Raw genomic sequence first — 16,375 nt, 5'->3', positions numbered from 1 at the left:
TTCTGCCGGCGCGCGTTCCTGTCGCCGCTCTTCAGCGGCCCGGCCCGAGCAGGACGGCGTTCATGAACAGAAGCTGGGTCGCCTCCGCGTACGCACGGTAGTTGGGATCCTCCGCGAATGCCACGATCTGGCCGGACCCGACGGGCTGATGGACCAGGAAGGCCTTGTTGGCCAGTTGGGGCCGGGATTCCTCCCAGACGATCCCGCCCAGGAGGAGATCGTCCTCGTCCGCGTAGCGCCCGACGTTGGTTCCGTCATCCAGGGTCACAGGGCGGAACACCCGCGAGCCCTCGACCAGGACTCCGATCTCGCCGTCGGTGCCGGAGGCGAGCCAGTGCTCGTCGTCGAGCAGCACCCTGAGGATTGCGCCGGGCACGGATGCCGGAGCTTCGTCCGCGGGGACGATGGCATCCAGGTATTCGATGGGCTGGTCGGGCGTGCCCGGGTCCGGGGGATCGTCGGCCTCGGCACGGCCGCCGCGGCGCTCGGCGGTGCTGGCGAGCAGCCCCGCCCGCGTGGCCCAGCGGGTCGACTCGGCCATGGTGATCAGGGTGCCGCCCCCGCGCATCCACTCGCTCAGCCGGTCCTGCAGGCCGCCGCCGACCGCGCCCGAGTAGTTGCCGCTGGGGAAGACGATCACGTCGTAGCGGTTGAGGTCAGCGCGTCCCAGGCTGGAGGCGCGCACGACCGTGGTGGCCTGGGCGTAGCGGCGCTCCAGGACGTAGCGGGTCCAGCCCACCGAGTAGGTCTGGCCGGGCTCGTCGTAGACCAGCAGCACCCTCGGCTCGCGCAGCCCCCGCGTGGACCGGCTGCCCAGCGACGCTCCCTCGGTCACGTAGGCGTCGTCGATCGGGACCACTTCCGCCCCGTGGGCCCCGGCGATGCGCCCCAGCGTCGCGCGCAGGTCGGGTCCGTTCTCGGCCGTGCGCACGATCGCGGTGCCCATCGGGAATTCGCGCCCGTCCAGGGTGAAGCGGGCACCGGCGGCCCGCACACGCACGCCTTCGCGCAGGGCTTCCACGACCGCGCCGGCCGCGTTGGTGCCCCACGGCAGGAGGTAGCCGACGGTGGCGGCGGGAAGCACCAGCGCCTCCGGCTCGCGGTTGGCGGCGACGAGGTCGCCGGCTGCCCCGGTTGGACGGTCGACGGTGATCGCCTCCACATCCCAGAGCAGCGACTGGCTCCACGCGGTCAGGTCGTAGATCTGGTCGGGCTCGCGCCGGGCGCGGCGTTCGATCTGCTCCTGGACGAAGTCCTCCGCCATCGGCACGTGCGCGTCGAGCAGGTTGCGCGCGAAGCGGTGGGCCGGCTGGTCCATGGGGACGATGAAGGTCCCCTCGGTCGGAAGTTGCCTGCCCGCCACGTTGACCGACCCATCGGCCTCGCGCACCTCGATGCCGTTGCGCACCAGCATGCGAGCCAGCCGATCCGCCATCCCCGGGTCGTGCGCCGAGTGGAGCACGTACTCGGCCACGCCCTGGCCGCCCAGTTCGATGCCCTCGCGGCGGAAGGCCAGGTAGTCGCGGAGGATGCTCTCGCGGTTGACGGCGGACGTGTGCGCCGTGGCCATCGCGGCCGTGAAGTGGTGCAGGACGCCGTCCCCGTAGGTCAGCATGTCGCCATCGGACTGCTCGAGCACCAGCGCCCGCGCCGACGCCTGTTCGTAGGTCATGCCAAGCGCGCCGTGATTCATGGGCCACATGTCCACGTAGCCCGGATAAAAGGCGTCGTAGACGTCCCGGTTGAAATAGGCGAAGCCCCGCGCGTCGAAGGCGGCGGCGTTGGCGCGCCCGAACACGTCCATGAGCGCGATCTGGCGCTCTCCGTACCATGGGTTCTCCGGGGGCGCAGTGGGCGGGAAGAAGTAGGTGGCGTCGCCGCCCATCTCGTGCAGATCGGCGACGATCTGCGGCCAGTACTCCAGGAACACGCGCACCTTGCCCTGCGTTTCCGACTGGCTCTGGATGAACAGGTCGCGGTTCAGGTCGAACAGGTAGTGGTTGACGCGGCCTCCCGGCCAGCGCTCGTCGTGCTCCGCCGAGTACGCTTCGACGTTGGGTCGGACCGCCGCCGCCATGGTGTTTTCCTGGACGAAGCGGTTGCGCCCGTCCGGGTTCTCGTTCGGATCGATGAGCACCAGCGATTCGGCGAAGATGAGGTCGACGTCGGGGTCGTTCTGAGCGGCCAGCAGGTGGTAGGCCTCCATCATGGCCGCCCCGCTCGAGCTGATCTCGTTCCCATGGATGCCGTGCATGAGCGCGGTAACCACCGGCAGCCCGGCGATGAGCTCGTCGGCCTCGGCGTCCGACAGCCCTTCGGGGTAGGCCAGCCGCGCCAGTCCGGCCTTCACCTCCTCCAGCGACGCGATCCGCTCCGGCGACCCGATCACCATGATGACCAGCGGCCGCCCCTCCCAGCTGTCGGCGTAGTGGATCAGGTGGGTGCGGTCCGGAGCCGCCTCGGCCAGCACCTCGAAGTAGCGCACGACCTGGTCGGGCGGCGTAACCACCTCCCAGACCTCGTGCCCCACCACGGACTGTATCGTGGGGATGGCGGCGTCGTACGTCGTACCGGGAACGAACTCGCCCGGCGAGGCGGGCGCCTGGGGACCGGGGAGCTGCAGCAGGGCGGCGAGGGCGATGGTGGCAAGCATGATTCTCGCGGAGGATGGGGGTCAGGCGTGCGTGGTCCGCGCAACGCGAGCGGAGCCAGAGGACACGCGGACGGAACCGGATGATTCTAAGGAGGCGGCGGGGTTACCGGAACATGCGGGAGCCCGAACAGGGGATGAGGGGCACGGCGTTGGCGGCAGCTCGGGCATCCGACATGATGCCGCCCATCTGCGCCTGAGGCTCAGGCGTGTAGGTTGTTCGAGGGCCGTTCCCCAACGGCCTGTGAGGACGCGGGGGCTCTGACCCCTGCCCAATCCATGGACTCCCGCCATTCCGCACATCCCCCAGCATCTCCAATGACTCGGAACCGCCTCAACATCTTCATCGCCAGCCCGCTCGAGCCCGAACAGGTGGAGCGCATCCGCGCCGTCGACCCCGAGCGGCTCGAAGTCGTCCATGACCCGGATGTCCTTCCCCCCAAACGCTACGAAGCCGACCACACCGGTCCGGCCGACTTCCGCCGCACACCGGAACAGCAGGCTCGCTGGCGGGCGCATCTCGGGCGCGCCGACATCCTCTGGGACTTCCCGCCACGCAATCCGGACGGCAGCGGGGGGCTCGCATACGCGCCCAACGTGCGCTGGATCCAGGGGACCAGTTCAGGTGTGGGCCGCACGGTCGAAGCGTTGGGCCTCCTGGACTCGGATCTGCTCATCACGACCGCGCGCGGCGTGCACGGCGGCCCGCTGGCGGAGTTCGTCTTCCTGATCCTGCTCGCACACGTGCGCAAGTTCGCGCATCTCGCCGACCTCCAACGCCGGCACCTGTGGGAACGTTTCTGCGGAGAGGAGCTGGAGGGCAGGACGCTTGCCACCATCGGAGCGGGGGAAGTCGGCCGCCAGGTGGCGCGGGTCGGCCGAAGCTTCGGGATGAGGATCGTGGCGCTGGCCAGCCCGGGATCGCGCCGCTCAGCCGCAGAGCTTGGCGTGGACGCGCTCCATCCGAACGACGCCATGCACGAGATGCTGGCGGAAACCGACGCGCTGGTCCTCAGCGTCCCCCACACGCCGGAGACCGACAGGCTCATCGACGACGCCGCGTTGCGGGCGCTCAAGCCGGGTGCGGTGCTGGTCAACGTGGCGCGGGGCGGAGTCGTGGACGAGCCAGCCCTCCTCGAGGCTTTGGGCGACGGACGTATCGCCCTCGCCGGCCTCGACGTGTTCGCGGATGAGCCGCTCCCGCCCGACAGCCCCTTCTGGGACATGCCCAACGTGATCGTCAGCCCCCACTCCTCTGCGAACGCCGCAAGCGAGAACCGGAAGATCACCGACATCTTCCGCCACAACCTCCGCTGCTACCTGGACGGACGCCTGGGCGACATGCGCAACGTCTTCCGGAGCGAGCGGATGTACTAACAGGCCACGGCGCCTGCTTTCCGCAACCTCAGGCCCCCGGCAACCGGTACGACACGGACTGGCCTACCGCTTTGTCCACGGTCTCCGGGGTTAGCAGAACGGTCACGGACACCGTGAGCGCACCCGCGGCGGCGATGTTGAGCGAGAGCGCCGTCGCGGCCGCCTCGTCGGGAAGGTCGACGATCAGAATGAGGTCCGTGTCGCCGAAGGCGTAGTAGAACCCCTCCAGACTTCCGCCAACGCTCTCGACGGTCTGACGCAGGGCAGCCTCGCGGCCGCTGCCCCCCTCGGCGAGCAGCCCCTCCAGGCCGGATCGCGTATAGCTGGTTCGGAACATGTACTTGGCCATGCTGTTCTCCTTGCCCAAGTGATCGATGGCCATGGGGCAATCTACTCCCTCATAGAGGATGGCCGCCTCGACGAGACGAGAGCCCCGACCGCTTCCATCCCCAGGGCTACGTTCTCGTTCCGCTCACGCCTGCGCGCACATCTCCACGGCCTCCCTCAGCGAGCGCAGGGGGTCGCTGCTTTGGGGGATGAACTCGTGGGCCATGTAGCCGGTGAACCCCGTGTCGCGGATCGCGCGCACGATGGCCGGATAGTTGAGTTCCTGCGACTCGTCGATCTCCGCGCGCCCGGGGACGCCGCCGGTGTGGTAGTGGCCGATCCAGTCGCGGGCGTCGGTCAGGGTGCGGATGATGTCGCCTTCCATGATCTGCATGTGGTAGATGTCGTAGAGGATGCGCACCCGGGGGGAGTTGACGGCGCGGATGATCTCGAGGGCGTAGGACATGTGGTCGCCGATGTAGTCCACGTGGCCGCCCGGCTTGGAGTTGAGCGCCTCGACCAGGATCGTGACCCCTTCGGCTTCGGCGATGGGCGCGCATTCCCGCAGACAGCGGATCGAGTTTTCGATGGCCGGCGCATTCGGCATGCCGCGGCGGTTGCCGAAGAAGCAGATGACGTTGGGGACGCCCTCACGCGCGGCCCGGGGGATGTGCTCTTCGAAGGCGCGGATGATGCCCGCGTGATTGCGGGGCTCGTTGAGTCCGTCTTCGATCGTGCCCGCGCCGACATCACCGCACGAGACCGCCAGGCCGTGGTCGTGCGCGACCGCCCATTCCTCCACGAGCAGGAGGTCGATGGCGGGCAGCCCCATCTCCGCCACCGCTGCGCAGAAGGGCTGCAGGGGGATGTCCTCGAAGCACCAGCGGGCCACGGACTGGGTGATGCCGGTCTGGGCGACCGTTGCGCCGGCAAGCGCCCGGCCGGCCCCCGGTACCATCAGCCCCAGCGAGGCGGCGCCGGTTGCTTTCAGGACTTCGCGACGTGTAAGGTTGGGCATCGTTCCCAAGCCTCCAATTCGTTCGGAGAAACCTCGTCCCGACACGGCCGCGTCAGGCGGCGGAAACGGTAACCCATGAAGCGAAGGCGGGCCATCGGCGTGCTCGGCGGGATCGTGGGCGGTCCCCTGCTCGCGCCGGAAGGCGCCTTTGCGGAGCTGGTCGCCTGGGCCGACCGGGTGCGCGCCTCCGCCGGGTCGCCCGTGGGGACGAACGAGGCTGCGCCACAAGTGGCCGCGAGCCTCCTCACCCCACCCCGCGCGCGCTCCATGGCCGCCATCGCCGAGGCGATCATCCCCGCGACCGACACCCCGGGTGCATCGGAGGCCGGGGTGACGGAATTCGTGGCCGCCCTGGTGGATGGGTGGCTGGACGACGACGACCGCGACCGTTTCCTCGCCGGCCTTGACACCGTGAATCCGTCGGCCCGCGACCGCTTCGGACGCGACTTCGCGGACTGCACCGCGACCCAGCAGGCCGCCCTGGTGGGCGACCTCGACGCCGAGCTGACCCGCCTCCGCGACGACCCCGATTCGGACGAGACGCAGCACTTCTTCCACGACGTGAAGCGGTTCACCCTGACCGCGTACTTCACCTCGGAGGTCGGCCTGGAGGCCATCGGTTACCGCACCACCTTCCCGGCCTTCGAGGGGTGCGCCCCGCTGACCGCGGCGGAACGGGGCCCATGAACGTCCGCCGCAGGCGCCAGGAATACGACGCCATCGTCGTCGGCTCGGGGATGTCCGGGGGCTGGGCGGCCAAGGAGCTCACCGAGCTGGGCGCGACCGTCCTGGTCCTCGAAGCCGGGCCCGCGATCGTGCCCGAACGGGACTACGCCGAGCACACCCGCCCGTCGGAGATGCCCTACCGGGGCTGGAACGACCGCAAGGCCTTGGCCGCCGACCAGCCCATCCAGAGCCAGTGCTACGCCTGCGACGAAGTGGCGCGCAAGTTCTTCGTCAACGACAACGAGCACCCCTACACCAGCGACTCGGAGGAGCCCTTCCTCTGGATCCGCGGGCGCCAGGTGGGAGGCCGCTCGATCATGTGGGCGCGCCAGTGCTACCGGCTGAGCGACCTCGACTTCGAGGCCAACGCCCGCGATGGCCACGGCATCGACTGGCCCATCCGCTACGCCGACATCGCACCCTGGTACGACCACGTCGAGGCCTTTGTCGGCATCAGTGGACAGGCCGAGGGGCTGGCCCAGGTGCCGGACGGGGTCTTCCTGCCGCCCATGCCGATGTCGTGCGTCGAGGAGCACATGCGCGACTCGATCGAGAGCGCGTTCGGCGGCACCCGGCGCATGACCATCGGCCGTACCGCAGTGCTCACACGCGACCACAAGGGCCGCCGCGCCTGCCACTACTGCGGTCCCTGCCACCGCGGCTGCCGCACCCGCAGCTACTTCAGCTCCATCAACGCGACCCTGCCCGCGGCGGAGGCGACCGGCCGCCTGACCCTCCGCCCCAACAGCGTGGTGCCCAGCGTCATCTGGGACCCGCAGCGGGGACGGGTAACCGGCGTGCGCGTCATCGACCGCGAGAGCCACGAACAGCTTGAGTTCCACGCCCGCACCGTCTTCCTCGGAGCTTCGGCCCTGGAATCGACACGCATCCTGCTCAACTCGACGTCGTCCGACTTCCCCGAAGGCCTGGCCAACTCGAGCGGCGTGCTCGGCAAGTACCTCATGGACCACGCCATGTGCGACGACACGACGGCCGTCTTCGACGGCTGGGAGGATCGCACCACGCGCGGCCGGCGTCCCAACGGCATCTACATCGCGCGTTTCGCCAACGTCACCGAGCCATCCTCCGATTTCGTGCGCGGCTACGGGTTCCAGGGCGCGGCGGAGCGGGTGGGATGGGGACGCGGGGTCTCCATGCCGGGCTTCGGAGCCGACTTCAAGCGCGAGCTCATGCGCCCGGGACCCTGGCAGTTCCGGCTGCACGCCTTCGGCGAGTGCCTCCCGCGGGAGGAGAACCATGTGGCCCTCGACCCGGAGCAGGTCGACGCCTGGGGCATCCCCACGCTCCGCATCCGCTGCGAGTGGAGCGGGAACGAGCGCGCGATGATGCGCGAGGCCGTCGACCAGGCCGCCGAAATGCTGGAGGCGGCCGGCGGTCGGGACGTCAGGCCCCAGCCGGTCATCTCTCCTCCGGGGTTGGCCATCCACGAAATGGGAACCGCGCGCATGGGCCGCGACCCGGCCACCTCGGTGCTGAACGGCTTCAACCAGGCGTGGGACGTACCCAACCTCTTCGTCATCGACGGAGCGGCGATGACCTCGTCCGGATGCCAGAACCCGTCGCTGACCTACATGGCGCTCGCAGCCCGCACGAGTCACTACGCCGTGTGGGCCTCGCGCCGGGGCGAAATCTAGAGATTACACAAAATACGCAAATTACGTAATCAGTCGCTCCCGCCATGGAAGACACCACTCCTCACTTCTTTCCCACACCCGGGGACCTGCGCGCCTGGTTCGAGGCCAACCACGACATGGTTGACGTGATGTGGGTCGGGTACTACAAGAAGGCCACGAAGCTCCCCAGCGTCACCGTCGGCGAATCCGTGGATGCCGCCCTCTGCTTCGGATGGATCGACGGCCTGAAACGCTCCGTCGACGACAAGGCCTACAAGATCCGCTTCACCCCGCGCCGACGCCGCAGCCAGTGGAGCGCCCGCAACCTGGGGCGCATGAAGCAACTGCTCGCGCAGGGAGTCGTGGCCGAACCGGGGCTGGCCGCCTACGAAAGGCGCGACAAGAGCAAGGACAGGGCAGCGTACGAACCGGATGTCGCCGCGCTGCCACCCGAGTACGAGAGCCGGATCAGGGCCGAGCCGGCAGCCTGGAAGTACTTCCGCAACGCGCGCCCTTCCTACCGCAAGCAGGTGGCGCGCTGGGTGGTAAGCGCCAAGAAGGAGGAGACCCGCCTGCGCCGCCTGGGCATCCTCATCGAGTCCAGCGCCAGCGGGAAGGTGATCCCCCTGATGCGCTGGGTGGAGAAGCGCAAGGGATAGGCACGCGCAATCCACGCCCCGGCCCCCCGCCGGCAGGCAAAACTCCCTCTCCTGACGGGCCGTGAACGGGCGAGAAACTGCGACGGGGACCGGAGAAATCGCAGCCCGAAATCATCGCCAAACCTTGCTCATACTTGCGGGGACACGTTTTCGTTCCCACGTTGCACCCGTTGCCGCCACCCTCCGTCCACTCCAACAGGGAGAGATACTGTGGACATGAAGAAACTGGTGACAGCCTCCGTCGTCGCGGCCATCGCGTTCGTTGTGGCCGACTTCATCCTCGACATGGTGCCGTTCATCGGCGGCCACCATCCGCACGGGCATCACGAACACGCCGATATGTCGGTCTTCGGCCTTCTCGGCGCCCTATTCCATGGCCTGGTGCTCGCGGTGGTGCTCGGGTGGAGGGGCGTGAGCGATGCCAAGGACGGCGCGAAGGGCGGGGCCGTCTACGGCGCGTTGCTGAGCGTGACGCACAGCGTCGAGGCGGGAATGATCGACGCCGAACTCGTCGGGGCGGCCATCGGCAGCGCCATCCTCTTGGCAGCCTCGGGCGCGGCGATCGCCATGGTCAGTGGAGGATCCGACGGCTAGCGCAGGACGCTCCTGAACCCGGCACGGGGTCCGTAGGCGACAACACGGACCCTGACGGCCGCTCCCGGGATCCTACCGTCGCGGGGTGCCAGGCACCTCCTAGGGTGGCGGAAGCGGAGGCCCAAGACCTCCGCGACACGGTCCCGGGGGGCGGCCGTGCGTTTTGAGGTTCCAGCCGTTCATCGACCCGCCAATCCCTACCGCCCCACCCCCGGCACCCCGTTCGGCTCGTCGTCCCACCACCATTGCGGCGCCAGCGGCCTCTGCCGCGGGTAGAGTTCGTCGAGCGTGTCGCCGTCGTAGAGCCGGCCGTTCAGCATCACCCGGTCGATGGCGTTGGTGTTGCGCAGATCGTCGAGCGGATTGGCCTCGAGGATCACCAGGTCCGCCAGCTTGCCCGCCTCGATGGTGCCCAGGTCCTGGTCCAGCCCGATCGCCTCGGCCCCGAAGATGGTGGCCATGCGCAGCGCGTCGTGCTCGTCCATGTCCGCGGCGGCCATCGCCCACAGCTCCCAGTGGTACCCGAGCCCCTGCAGCTGTCCGTGGCTGCCGACCCCCGCCTTGCCCCCGCCCGCGACCAGCTCCTTCACGAACTCACCGTGGCGCGAGAAGGTGTGCTGGTCGCTGCGGAACCACTGCGGGCGGCGCAGGGTGCGGCTGTCGATCTCGTCGTGGGGGGTGAAGCGGCGCAGCTTGGCGTCGTCGTGCGGGTTCTCGCGGCTGTAGAAGTAGTTCTCCGCCCAGGGACCGCCGTACGTCACCAGCAGCGTCGGCGTGTATACGCGGCCGGTCTCGGCGAACAGCCGCACGTAGTCGTCATATACCGGGAAGATCGGAATGGAATGCTCCAGCCCCGGATATCCATCGAGGGTCTCGGTCAGGTTTTGCCGGATGTTGAGCGAGCCCTCGGTGGTGGGCATGAGCCCGAGCTCGCGCGCCGCCATGATGATGTGCTGGCGGCCCTTCCGCGCGGCCGCCACATACATCTTGATGGTCTTGGTGTCGAAATAGTCGGAGTAGCGCTTCAGGACGTCGTGCGCCTCTTCGGCGGTGTCGATCTGGTCCTGCCAGAAAACGCCCGGTCCGGTCGAGTAGACGCGCGGGCCGAGTATCGAGCCGGTGCGCACCATGTCCGCGTATGAGAGGACTTCCGTGTTGCCGGTCTGGGGATCGCGGGTGGTGGTCACTCCGTAGGCCAGGTTGGCCAGGTAGGGCCACACGTCGGTCCGGTGCAGCTCGTCGCGCGCGCGCAGGTGAGAATGGGTGTCGACGTAGCCGGGCACGACGGTGCGCCCGGACACGTCAATCATCATGGCGCCGTCCGGAACCACCACCGACCCGGTCGCGCCCACCGCTTCGATCCGGTTGTTGCGCACCACGATGTCGGCGTTCTCGATGACCTCGTCGCCGTTCATGGTGATCGCGCGCCCGCCCCGGAGCACGGCCACGCCTTCGGGAATATCACGGGTCGCGTCGATGAGCACCCGGAGCTCCGCGGCGCGGTACTCGTCGTCCGCTTCGTCCTGCGCCTCCGCTTCCGCCTCCTCCCCGGCTTCCTCCTCTTCGGCCTCTTCTTCCTCCTCCTCCGCAGCCGCCACGCTGTCCTCGAAGGCCTCGCCGGCATCCAGGTCGTAAACGAAGTGCGCGTTGCCGAGCGACCAGTGGACCGAGCGGCCATCGGCGCCCCAGGCCGGGAACTCCCCGCCGATGTCGGTCAGTTGGCGGGCCGGGAAGGCGGCGTTGTCCGGGTTGGACACGTTGATGGTGGGCGTGATGCCGATGCTCGGGACGGTCACGCTGTAGATCTGGCGCTGCAACTCCACCAGCGCCTGATCCCCGCGCGGCGCCATCTGCACGGTCGTGGGCGCGAGTCCCTGGGTTGCGCCGGTGAGGGTGGCGCCCCGCACGCGCACGTGTTCCTTCTCGTCGCTCCCGTCCCAGCGAATCGACACCAGCAGATCGGGCGGGCGGAACATGTGGATGCGGTCCTCCTCGCCTTCCACGAAGTGGAGGTCGCGCCTGCCGTCGCTGGGCGCGATCACGGTCACAGGACCCCCGTCATCATCGTCGGGCTCCGTCGACACCTGCACGATCTCGTTGCCCGGGGTACCGGCCTCGCCCTGGCTCTCGTACGCGCGAATGAAGCCCCGGAGCGCAACCAGCCGGTCTCCGGGCCCCCACGCCGGCGAGAAATAGGCGGCCGGCTCGCGGGTCAGCCGCTCGGGGTCTCCCCCGCCGTCGGCGCGGGACTTGTACAGGTGTCCGACCTCGCCGTCCCACGTCGAGTACGCGATCCATTCCCCGTCCGGTGACCACGCCGGGAAGTGCTCGGAGCGGCCGGCGTCGGTGACCCGCCTCGGGTTCGAGCCGTCGGCGTCGGAGACCCACAGCCGGTCGAGCGCGGTGAACGCGAGCATTTCGCCGCCGGGCGACGGCGCCGCGTCGCGAATCTGGCGCACCGTGAAGGTGGGGGTGTCCTCGATCGGGTAGTCGAAGTCGACCCGCGGGCCGAGCGTCAGCTCCATCTGCACCCGGAACGGGATCTCCTCTGCGTCCCCTCCCTCGACCGGCAGCTTCCACATCCTGCCGCCGTAGGACACCACCAGGTACCGCGAGTCCGGCGTGAACGACATGCCCGGAAGCACGTCCAGCGTCGCACGCGACTCCTGGTCGTCGTGCTGCACCGGATACGCCAGCCAGCGCTCCTCGCTCGTCTCCAGGTCGCGGATCAGGAGGCCGGTGTGGTCGTCGTGGCGGGTTCCGAATACCACCCAGCGCCCGTCGGGCGAGAGCGTGGGGCGCACGGCGGACCCGTAGCGCGACGACTTCGGATAGCGCTCGCCGTCCTCGCGGTCGTAGGCCTCGAGCTGGTACTGCGGGAACTGCGCGTTGTACTGCCAGTCGCCGGTGCGGCGCGCGTACCAGATGTGGCGTCCGTCGGGCGAGACCGCGGGCCCCGTCACCTTCATGTTGTCGGGCTCCGAGACGAGCTCGATCCCGCCGCCCCCGTCCACGTGGAACATCTTCAGCTTCGGCAGATTCCCGCCCCGGAAGTTACCGATGGCCGCGACGACGTAGTCCCCGTCGGGCATCCACTCGGGCGATTCGGTGCGATTCGACGCGCCGCGCGACACCTGCACCGTGTCGGAGCCGTCCAGCGACATGATCCAGACGTTCTGGCCCCCGTCGTAGTCCGAGGTGTACACGATGCGCGTGCCGTCGGGCGAGAAACGGGGCTGGGCGTCGAACGCCATCCCGGACGTGAGCTGGGTGGCGGTTCCCCCCTCGAAGGGGATGGTGAAGAGGTCGCCCAGGAAGTCGAAGACGATGGTCTGCCCGTCGGGGCTCACGTCCAGCGAGATCCAGCTGCCTTCGGTCATGTCGATGGACACGGTGCGGTCGACGGGGAGGGGAAGGTCCTCGTTCTCCGGGGCGTCGTCCTCCGCGTCGGCGGACGTTGGATTCTGCGCCAGCGCACGCTGAGGGGCGAGGGCCGAGGCGCCGGCAAAAGCGAGCGCCAGGAGAATTGCCTGGGCGAGCGGGAAAAGGCGACAACTGTGCATCGGATGCTTCCTGAAGGGGTCGCGGGACAATACGGACGGCCGGAGAGCGTGGGGCGAGCGCGTGAGGGCGCGCGATGCGCAAACTCGCGCCGATCCTGCGTGCCGGCATCATGGAGGCAAGTTACCGGACGCAGGGGCTTCCGACACCCCCGCCGGGGTCGCGCCCGGCGGTGGGCAGGGCGAACGTTAAGCGGTCGTCCCCTGTCCCTGCTTACGCGGGGACCTCGCACCGAAACCACCCATGAAGTACGATGTGCTTCTGCCCGTGCACGTGTGGCTCGTTCCGCCCGTGCGCCTATCGGAACCAGGAGGAGAGGATCATGAAGACCGCCCTGTTCATCGGAGCCCTGCTCGTCACCTCGACCGCCGCCACGGCGCAGCAGCGCCCCGAGCGCGACCCGAACAGCATGGGGGGCGGCGACTGCGCCGCCAACGTCTACAACTGCCGGGACACGCCCAACCCGCTGCCCGAAACGAACACGGTCTGGATCGAGGAGATGACGTGGATGGACGTCCGCGACGCCCTCGCCGACGGCAAGACCACGGCCATCATCCCCACCGGCGGCGTCGAGCCCAACGGCCCCTGGCTGGCCACCGGCAAGCACAACTTCGTGCTGCGCGCCAACTGCGACGCCATCGCGCGCGAGCTGGGCGATGCCCTGTGCGCTCCGGTCATCAAGCTGGTCCCCGAGGGCAGCATCGATCCGCCCAGCGGGCACATGACCAGCCCCGGCACCCTGAGCCTCCGGCAGGAGACCTTCGAGGCGCTGCTCACGGATGTCGCCCACAGCCTGAAGATGCACGGCTTCCGAAACATCATCTTCATCGGCGACAGCGGCGGGAATCAGGGTGGCCAGCGCGCCGTCGCCGAGCGGCTGAACGAGCAGTTCGCGGGCGCCGCCGTCGTGGCGCACGTGCAGGAGTACTACGACTACAACTCCGTCACCCGCTACATGGCCTTCCGGGGACTCGAAGACGGCGAGAGCGACAGCCTCCACGACGACCCGATCATCACCCTCAACATGTTCTACGACGATCCGTTCTCGGTGCGCTTCGACGAGCGGGTTGCCGCGGGCAAGGCGACCATCAACGGTGTCTCCATCGAGGACCGCGTGCAGTCGCTCGAGTGGGCCCGTGAGATCGTGGAGTTCCGCGCCGAGCATACCGCGGGCGCCATCCGCAACGCGATCGCCAACCGGGGCACGCTGCCGGCGCCCGACAGGTCCGCGATGCGCGCCCGCTTCGAGGCCATGCGGGCCGCGGGCGGTGGTGGTCCGCCGCAGCGCCCCGAACCCGATCCCCGCTCCATGGGCGGAGGCAACTGCAGCGCCAACGCCTACAACTGCGTGGACACCCCCAACCCGCTGCCCGAGGTGAGCACGCCCTGGATCGAGGAGATGACGTGGATGGACGTCCGCGACGCCCTCGCCAACGGCAAGACCACGGCAATCATCTCCACCGGCGGCGTCGAGCCCAACGGCCCCTGGCTGGTCACCGGCAAGCACAACTACGTGTTGCGCGCCAACTGCCCCGCCATCGCGAAGAAGCTCGGGAACGCGCTCTGCGCCCCCGTCATCGAGACCGTGCCGGAAGGCAACATCGATCCGCCCAGCGGCCACATGACCAGCCCGGGCACCATCAGCCTGCGCCAGGAGACCTTCGAGGCGGTGCTGACCGACGTCGCGCACAGCCTGAAGATGCACGGCTTCGAGAACATCGTCCTGATCGGCGACAGCGGCGGGAACCAGCGCGGCATGGACAACGTGGCCAACGCCCTGAACGATGCCTGGGGCGACGAGGCCGCCGTGCACTTCATCCCCGAGTACTACCGCACCCCGCCGGGCACCCCGAATGTGCTGCGCGACCTGGGCATCGTCACCGACGACATGCCGCGTGACGGCCTGCACGACAGCCCCGGCATCACCTTCAACATGATGCTCGACGACCCGGCCTCGGTGCGATGGGCGGAGCGGGTGAGGACGGGCCAGGCGGTCATCAACGGCGTTTCCATCGCCGACCTGGGTGCGGCGCTCGAAGTTGCGCGGCAGATCGCCGACGCCCGCACCGAGCGCACCGCTCGCCTCGTCGAGGAGAGCATCAGGAACAGGTAGGACCATCGCGGGGCGACAGGGAAGGAGAGCGAGCATGGATCGAAGGACCTTCATAGGCACGACCGCGGCAGGCGGTGCGGGACTGGCGCTGACCTCCGCGTGTGCCCCGCCCGCCTCCGACTCGCCCGTCGACTCCAGCGGGCAGGCAGCGGGGGAAATCCCGCCCTTCGAGTTCGACGAAGTCACGGTCGACGATCTGCAGCGCATGATGGAGTCGGGCGAGCATACCGCCCGCTCCATCACGCAGGCGTACATCGACCGCATCGAGGCGATGGACCGGCAGGGCCCGGAGCTTCGCTCGATGATCGAGATCAACCCGGACGCGCTCGAGATCGCCGACGAGCTGGACGCCGAGCGCCGCGCCGGCGGGCCGCGCGGGCCGCTGCACGGAATTCCGGTCGCGCTCAAGGACAACCTCGACACCCACGACCGCATGACCACCACGGCGGGGTCGCTCGCGCTCGAGGGCTCCATCCCGCCGCGCGATTCCTTCGTGGCAGAGCGCCTGCGCGCCGCCGGGGCCATCCTGCTGGGCAAGGCCAACATGAGCGAGTGGGCCTACTTCCGGGGGGAGCGGGCCACCAGCGGGTGGAGCGCGCGGGGCGGCCAGTGCGTGAACCCCTACGCCCTCAACCGCAACCCCTGCGGCTCAAGCTCCGGCTCCGGGGTGGCGGCCTCGGCCAACCTGTGCGCCCTCACCGTCGGCACCGAGACCGGGGGCTCCATCATGTGCCCCTCCTCCAGCAACGGCATCGTGGGCATCAAGCCCACCGTGGGGCTGTGGAGCCGGTCGGGCATCATCCCCATCTCCCACTCCCAGGACACGGCGGGGCCAATGACCCGCACCGTGCGCGACGCTGCCATCCTGCTGGGCGGAGCCGTGGGCGTCGACCCGCGCGACGAAGCCACCTCGCGCAGCGAGGGGAACTTCCACACCGACTATACCCAGTTCCTCGACTCCGCCGGCCTCGAAGGGGCGCGCATCGGCGTGGCACGCTCCTTCACCGGCTTCGATCCGCGCGTCATGGCGCTCTTCGAGGATGCCATCCAGGCGATGCGCGACGCGGGCGCCGTGATCGTGGACCCCGCCAACCTTCCGGTGGCCAACTGGAGGGACGAACTCCCGCTCATCGTACTCGAATACGAGTTCAAGACAGACCTGAACGCGTACCTGGCGACGCTGGGACCGGATGCGCCGGTGCGCACCCTGGCGGAGATCATCGAGTTCAACGAGCAGAACGCCGAACTGGAGATGCCCTACTTCGGCCAGCAGCGCATGATCGCGTCACAGGCGCGAGGCCCGCTGACCGACGAGGTCTACCTGAACGCGGTGCGCACCATCCAGCGAGGCAACCGGGAAGAGGGCATCGACGCCCTGATGAACGAGCACCAACTGGACGCCATCGTCGCCCCCACCCGCGACCTCCCCTGGACCACCGACCACATCAAGGGAGACCGGCTCGACGGCGGGAGCAGCGCCGGCCCCGCCGCCATCGCGGGCTACCCGGACATCAGCGTGCCCATGGGCTTCGTGTCGGGGCTGCCGGCGGGGGTCTCATTCTTCGGACGCGCCTGGAGCGAGCCCGTGCTCATCCGAATCGCCTACGCCTTCGAGCAGGCCACGCAGCACCGCCGGGCGCCGACCTTCGCGCCCACACTGGGATAGGAGCCCCCGGACGAACTCCTCCCGACCCTCGAGCGGATAAACCCCCGGCC

The 16,375-nt window shown here is 69.1% G+C and carries 11 protein-coding genes; 7 read left to right on the top strand and 4 right to left on the bottom strand.

Annotation, left to right across the window (positions count from 1 at the left end; translation table 11 throughout):
* Positions 1–31 precede the first annotated feature (31 nt).
* Positions 32–2,653 carry a M14 family zinc carboxypeptidase gene (locus OXU32_08825; GenBank protein ID MDE0074051.1) on the bottom strand — a complete coding sequence of 874 codons (2,622 nt, stop codon included), beginning with the start codon at positions 2,651–2,653 and terminating at the stop codon, positions 32–34.
* A gap of 315 nt (positions 2,654–2,968) precedes the next feature.
* Between OXU32_08825 and OXU32_08820 the strand changes: the two genes are divergently transcribed.
* Positions 2,969–4,027 (top strand): D-2-hydroxyacid dehydrogenase, encoded by a 1,059-nt coding sequence (locus tag OXU32_08820; GenBank protein MDE0074050.1) that lies wholly within the window; start codon positions 2,969–2,971, stop codon positions 4,025–4,027.
* A gap of 28 nt (positions 4,028–4,055) precedes the next feature.
* Here OXU32_08820 and OXU32_08815 read toward each other — a convergent pair whose 3' ends face one another.
* Complete coding sequence (locus OXU32_08815; protein ID MDE0074049.1) at positions 4,056–4,409, bottom strand: GYD domain-containing protein; 354 nt, start codon at positions 4,407–4,409, stop codon at positions 4,056–4,058.
* Between the two features lie 90 nt (positions 4,410–4,499).
* Entirely contained in the window at positions 4,500–5,372 is an 873-nt protein-coding gene (locus tag OXU32_08810; protein MDE0074048.1) for a TIM barrel protein, read from the bottom strand.
* A gap of 75 nt (positions 5,373–5,447) precedes the next feature.
* Between OXU32_08810 and OXU32_08805 the strand changes: the two genes are divergently transcribed.
* The 4 genes from OXU32_08805 to OXU32_08790 all read left to right on the top strand — a co-directional run bounded on the left by OXU32_08805 (position 5,448) and on the right by OXU32_08790 (position 8,985).
* Positions 5,448–6,059, top strand: coding sequence for a gluconate 2-dehydrogenase subunit 3 family protein (locus tag OXU32_08805; GenBank protein ID MDE0074047.1), 612 nt, complete (start codon positions 5,448–5,450; stop codon positions 6,057–6,059).
* The gene (locus OXU32_08800) at positions 6,056–7,753 is read left to right on the top strand and encodes a GMC family oxidoreductase (GenBank protein MDE0074046.1); all 1,698 of its coding nucleotides are present in this window, start codon (positions 6,056–6,058) and stop codon (positions 7,751–7,753) included. The genes OXU32_08805 and OXU32_08800 overlap by 4 nt, the downstream gene beginning before the upstream one ends.
* Before the next feature lie 44 nt (positions 7,754–7,797).
* Positions 7,798–8,391 (top strand): YdeI/OmpD-associated family protein, encoded by a 594-nt coding sequence (locus OXU32_08795; GenBank protein ID MDE0074045.1) that lies wholly within the window; start codon positions 7,798–7,800, stop codon positions 8,389–8,391.
* Between the two features lie 216 nt (positions 8,392–8,607).
* The gene (locus OXU32_08790) at positions 8,608–8,985 is read left to right on the top strand and encodes a hypothetical protein (GenBank protein ID MDE0074044.1); all 378 of its coding nucleotides are present in this window, start codon (positions 8,608–8,610) and stop codon (positions 8,983–8,985) included.
* A gap of 197 nt (positions 8,986–9,182) precedes the next feature.
* Here the strand turns inward: OXU32_08790 and OXU32_08785 are convergent, their stop codons facing one another.
* Complete coding sequence (locus OXU32_08785; GenBank protein ID MDE0074043.1) at positions 9,183–12,548, bottom strand: amidohydrolase family protein; 3,366 nt, start codon at positions 12,546–12,548, stop codon at positions 9,183–9,185.
* Positions 12,549–12,868: 320 nt separating this feature from the next.
* Between OXU32_08785 and OXU32_08780 the strand changes: the two genes are divergently transcribed.
* Positions 12,869–14,659 carry a creatininase family protein gene (locus OXU32_08780; protein ID MDE0074042.1) on the top strand — a complete coding sequence of 597 codons (1,791 nt, stop codon included), beginning with the start codon at positions 12,869–12,871 and terminating at the stop codon, positions 14,657–14,659.
* Positions 14,660–14,693: 34 nt separating this feature from the next.
* The gene (locus OXU32_08775) at positions 14,694–16,325 is read left to right on the top strand and encodes an amidase (protein MDE0074041.1); all 1,632 of its coding nucleotides are present in this window, start codon (positions 14,694–14,696) and stop codon (positions 16,323–16,325) included.
* Positions 16,326–16,375: the final 50 nt, after the last annotated feature.

This window comes from Gammaproteobacteria bacterium, from assembly GCA_028819075.1.
Taxonomy (GTDB): Bacteria; Gemmatimonadota; Gemmatimonadetes; order Longimicrobiales; family Gaopeijiaceae; genus BD2-11.
Note: the sequence above shows the minus strand (reverse complement) of the source record. Positions and strands in the feature narration are given on the sequence as shown.

Coding starts and splice junctions, on each gene's coding strand:
- OXU32_08825 (MDE0074051.1), bottom strand. CDS start 2,653: ATGCTTGCCACCATCGCCCTCGCCGCCCTGCTGCAGCTCCCCGGTCCC.
- OXU32_08820 (MDE0074050.1), top strand. CDS start 2,969: ATGACTCGGAACCGCCTCAACATCTTCATCGCCAGCCCGCTCGAGCCC.
- OXU32_08815 (MDE0074049.1), bottom strand. CDS start 4,409: ATGGCCATCGATCACTTGGGCAAGGAGAACAGCATGGCCAAGTACATG.
- OXU32_08810 (MDE0074048.1), bottom strand. CDS start 5,372: ATGCCCAACCTTACACGTCGCGAAGTCCTGAAAGCAACCGGCGCCGCC.
- OXU32_08805 (MDE0074047.1), top strand. CDS start 5,448: ATGAAGCGAAGGCGGGCCATCGGCGTGCTCGGCGGGATCGTGGGCGGT.
- OXU32_08800 (MDE0074046.1), top strand. CDS start 6,056: ATGAACGTCCGCCGCAGGCGCCAGGAATACGACGCCATCGTCGTCGGC.
- OXU32_08795 (MDE0074045.1), top strand. CDS start 7,798: ATGGAAGACACCACTCCTCACTTCTTTCCCACACCCGGGGACCTGCGC.
- OXU32_08790 (MDE0074044.1), top strand. CDS start 8,608: ATGAAGAAACTGGTGACAGCCTCCGTCGTCGCGGCCATCGCGTTCGTT.
- OXU32_08785 (MDE0074043.1), bottom strand. CDS start 12,548: ATGCACAGTTGTCGCCTTTTCCCGCTCGCCCAGGCAATTCTCCTGGCG.
- OXU32_08780 (MDE0074042.1), top strand. CDS start 12,869: ATGAAGACCGCCCTGTTCATCGGAGCCCTGCTCGTCACCTCGACCGCC.
- OXU32_08775 (MDE0074041.1), top strand. CDS start 14,694: ATGGATCGAAGGACCTTCATAGGCACGACCGCGGCAGGCGGTGCGGGA.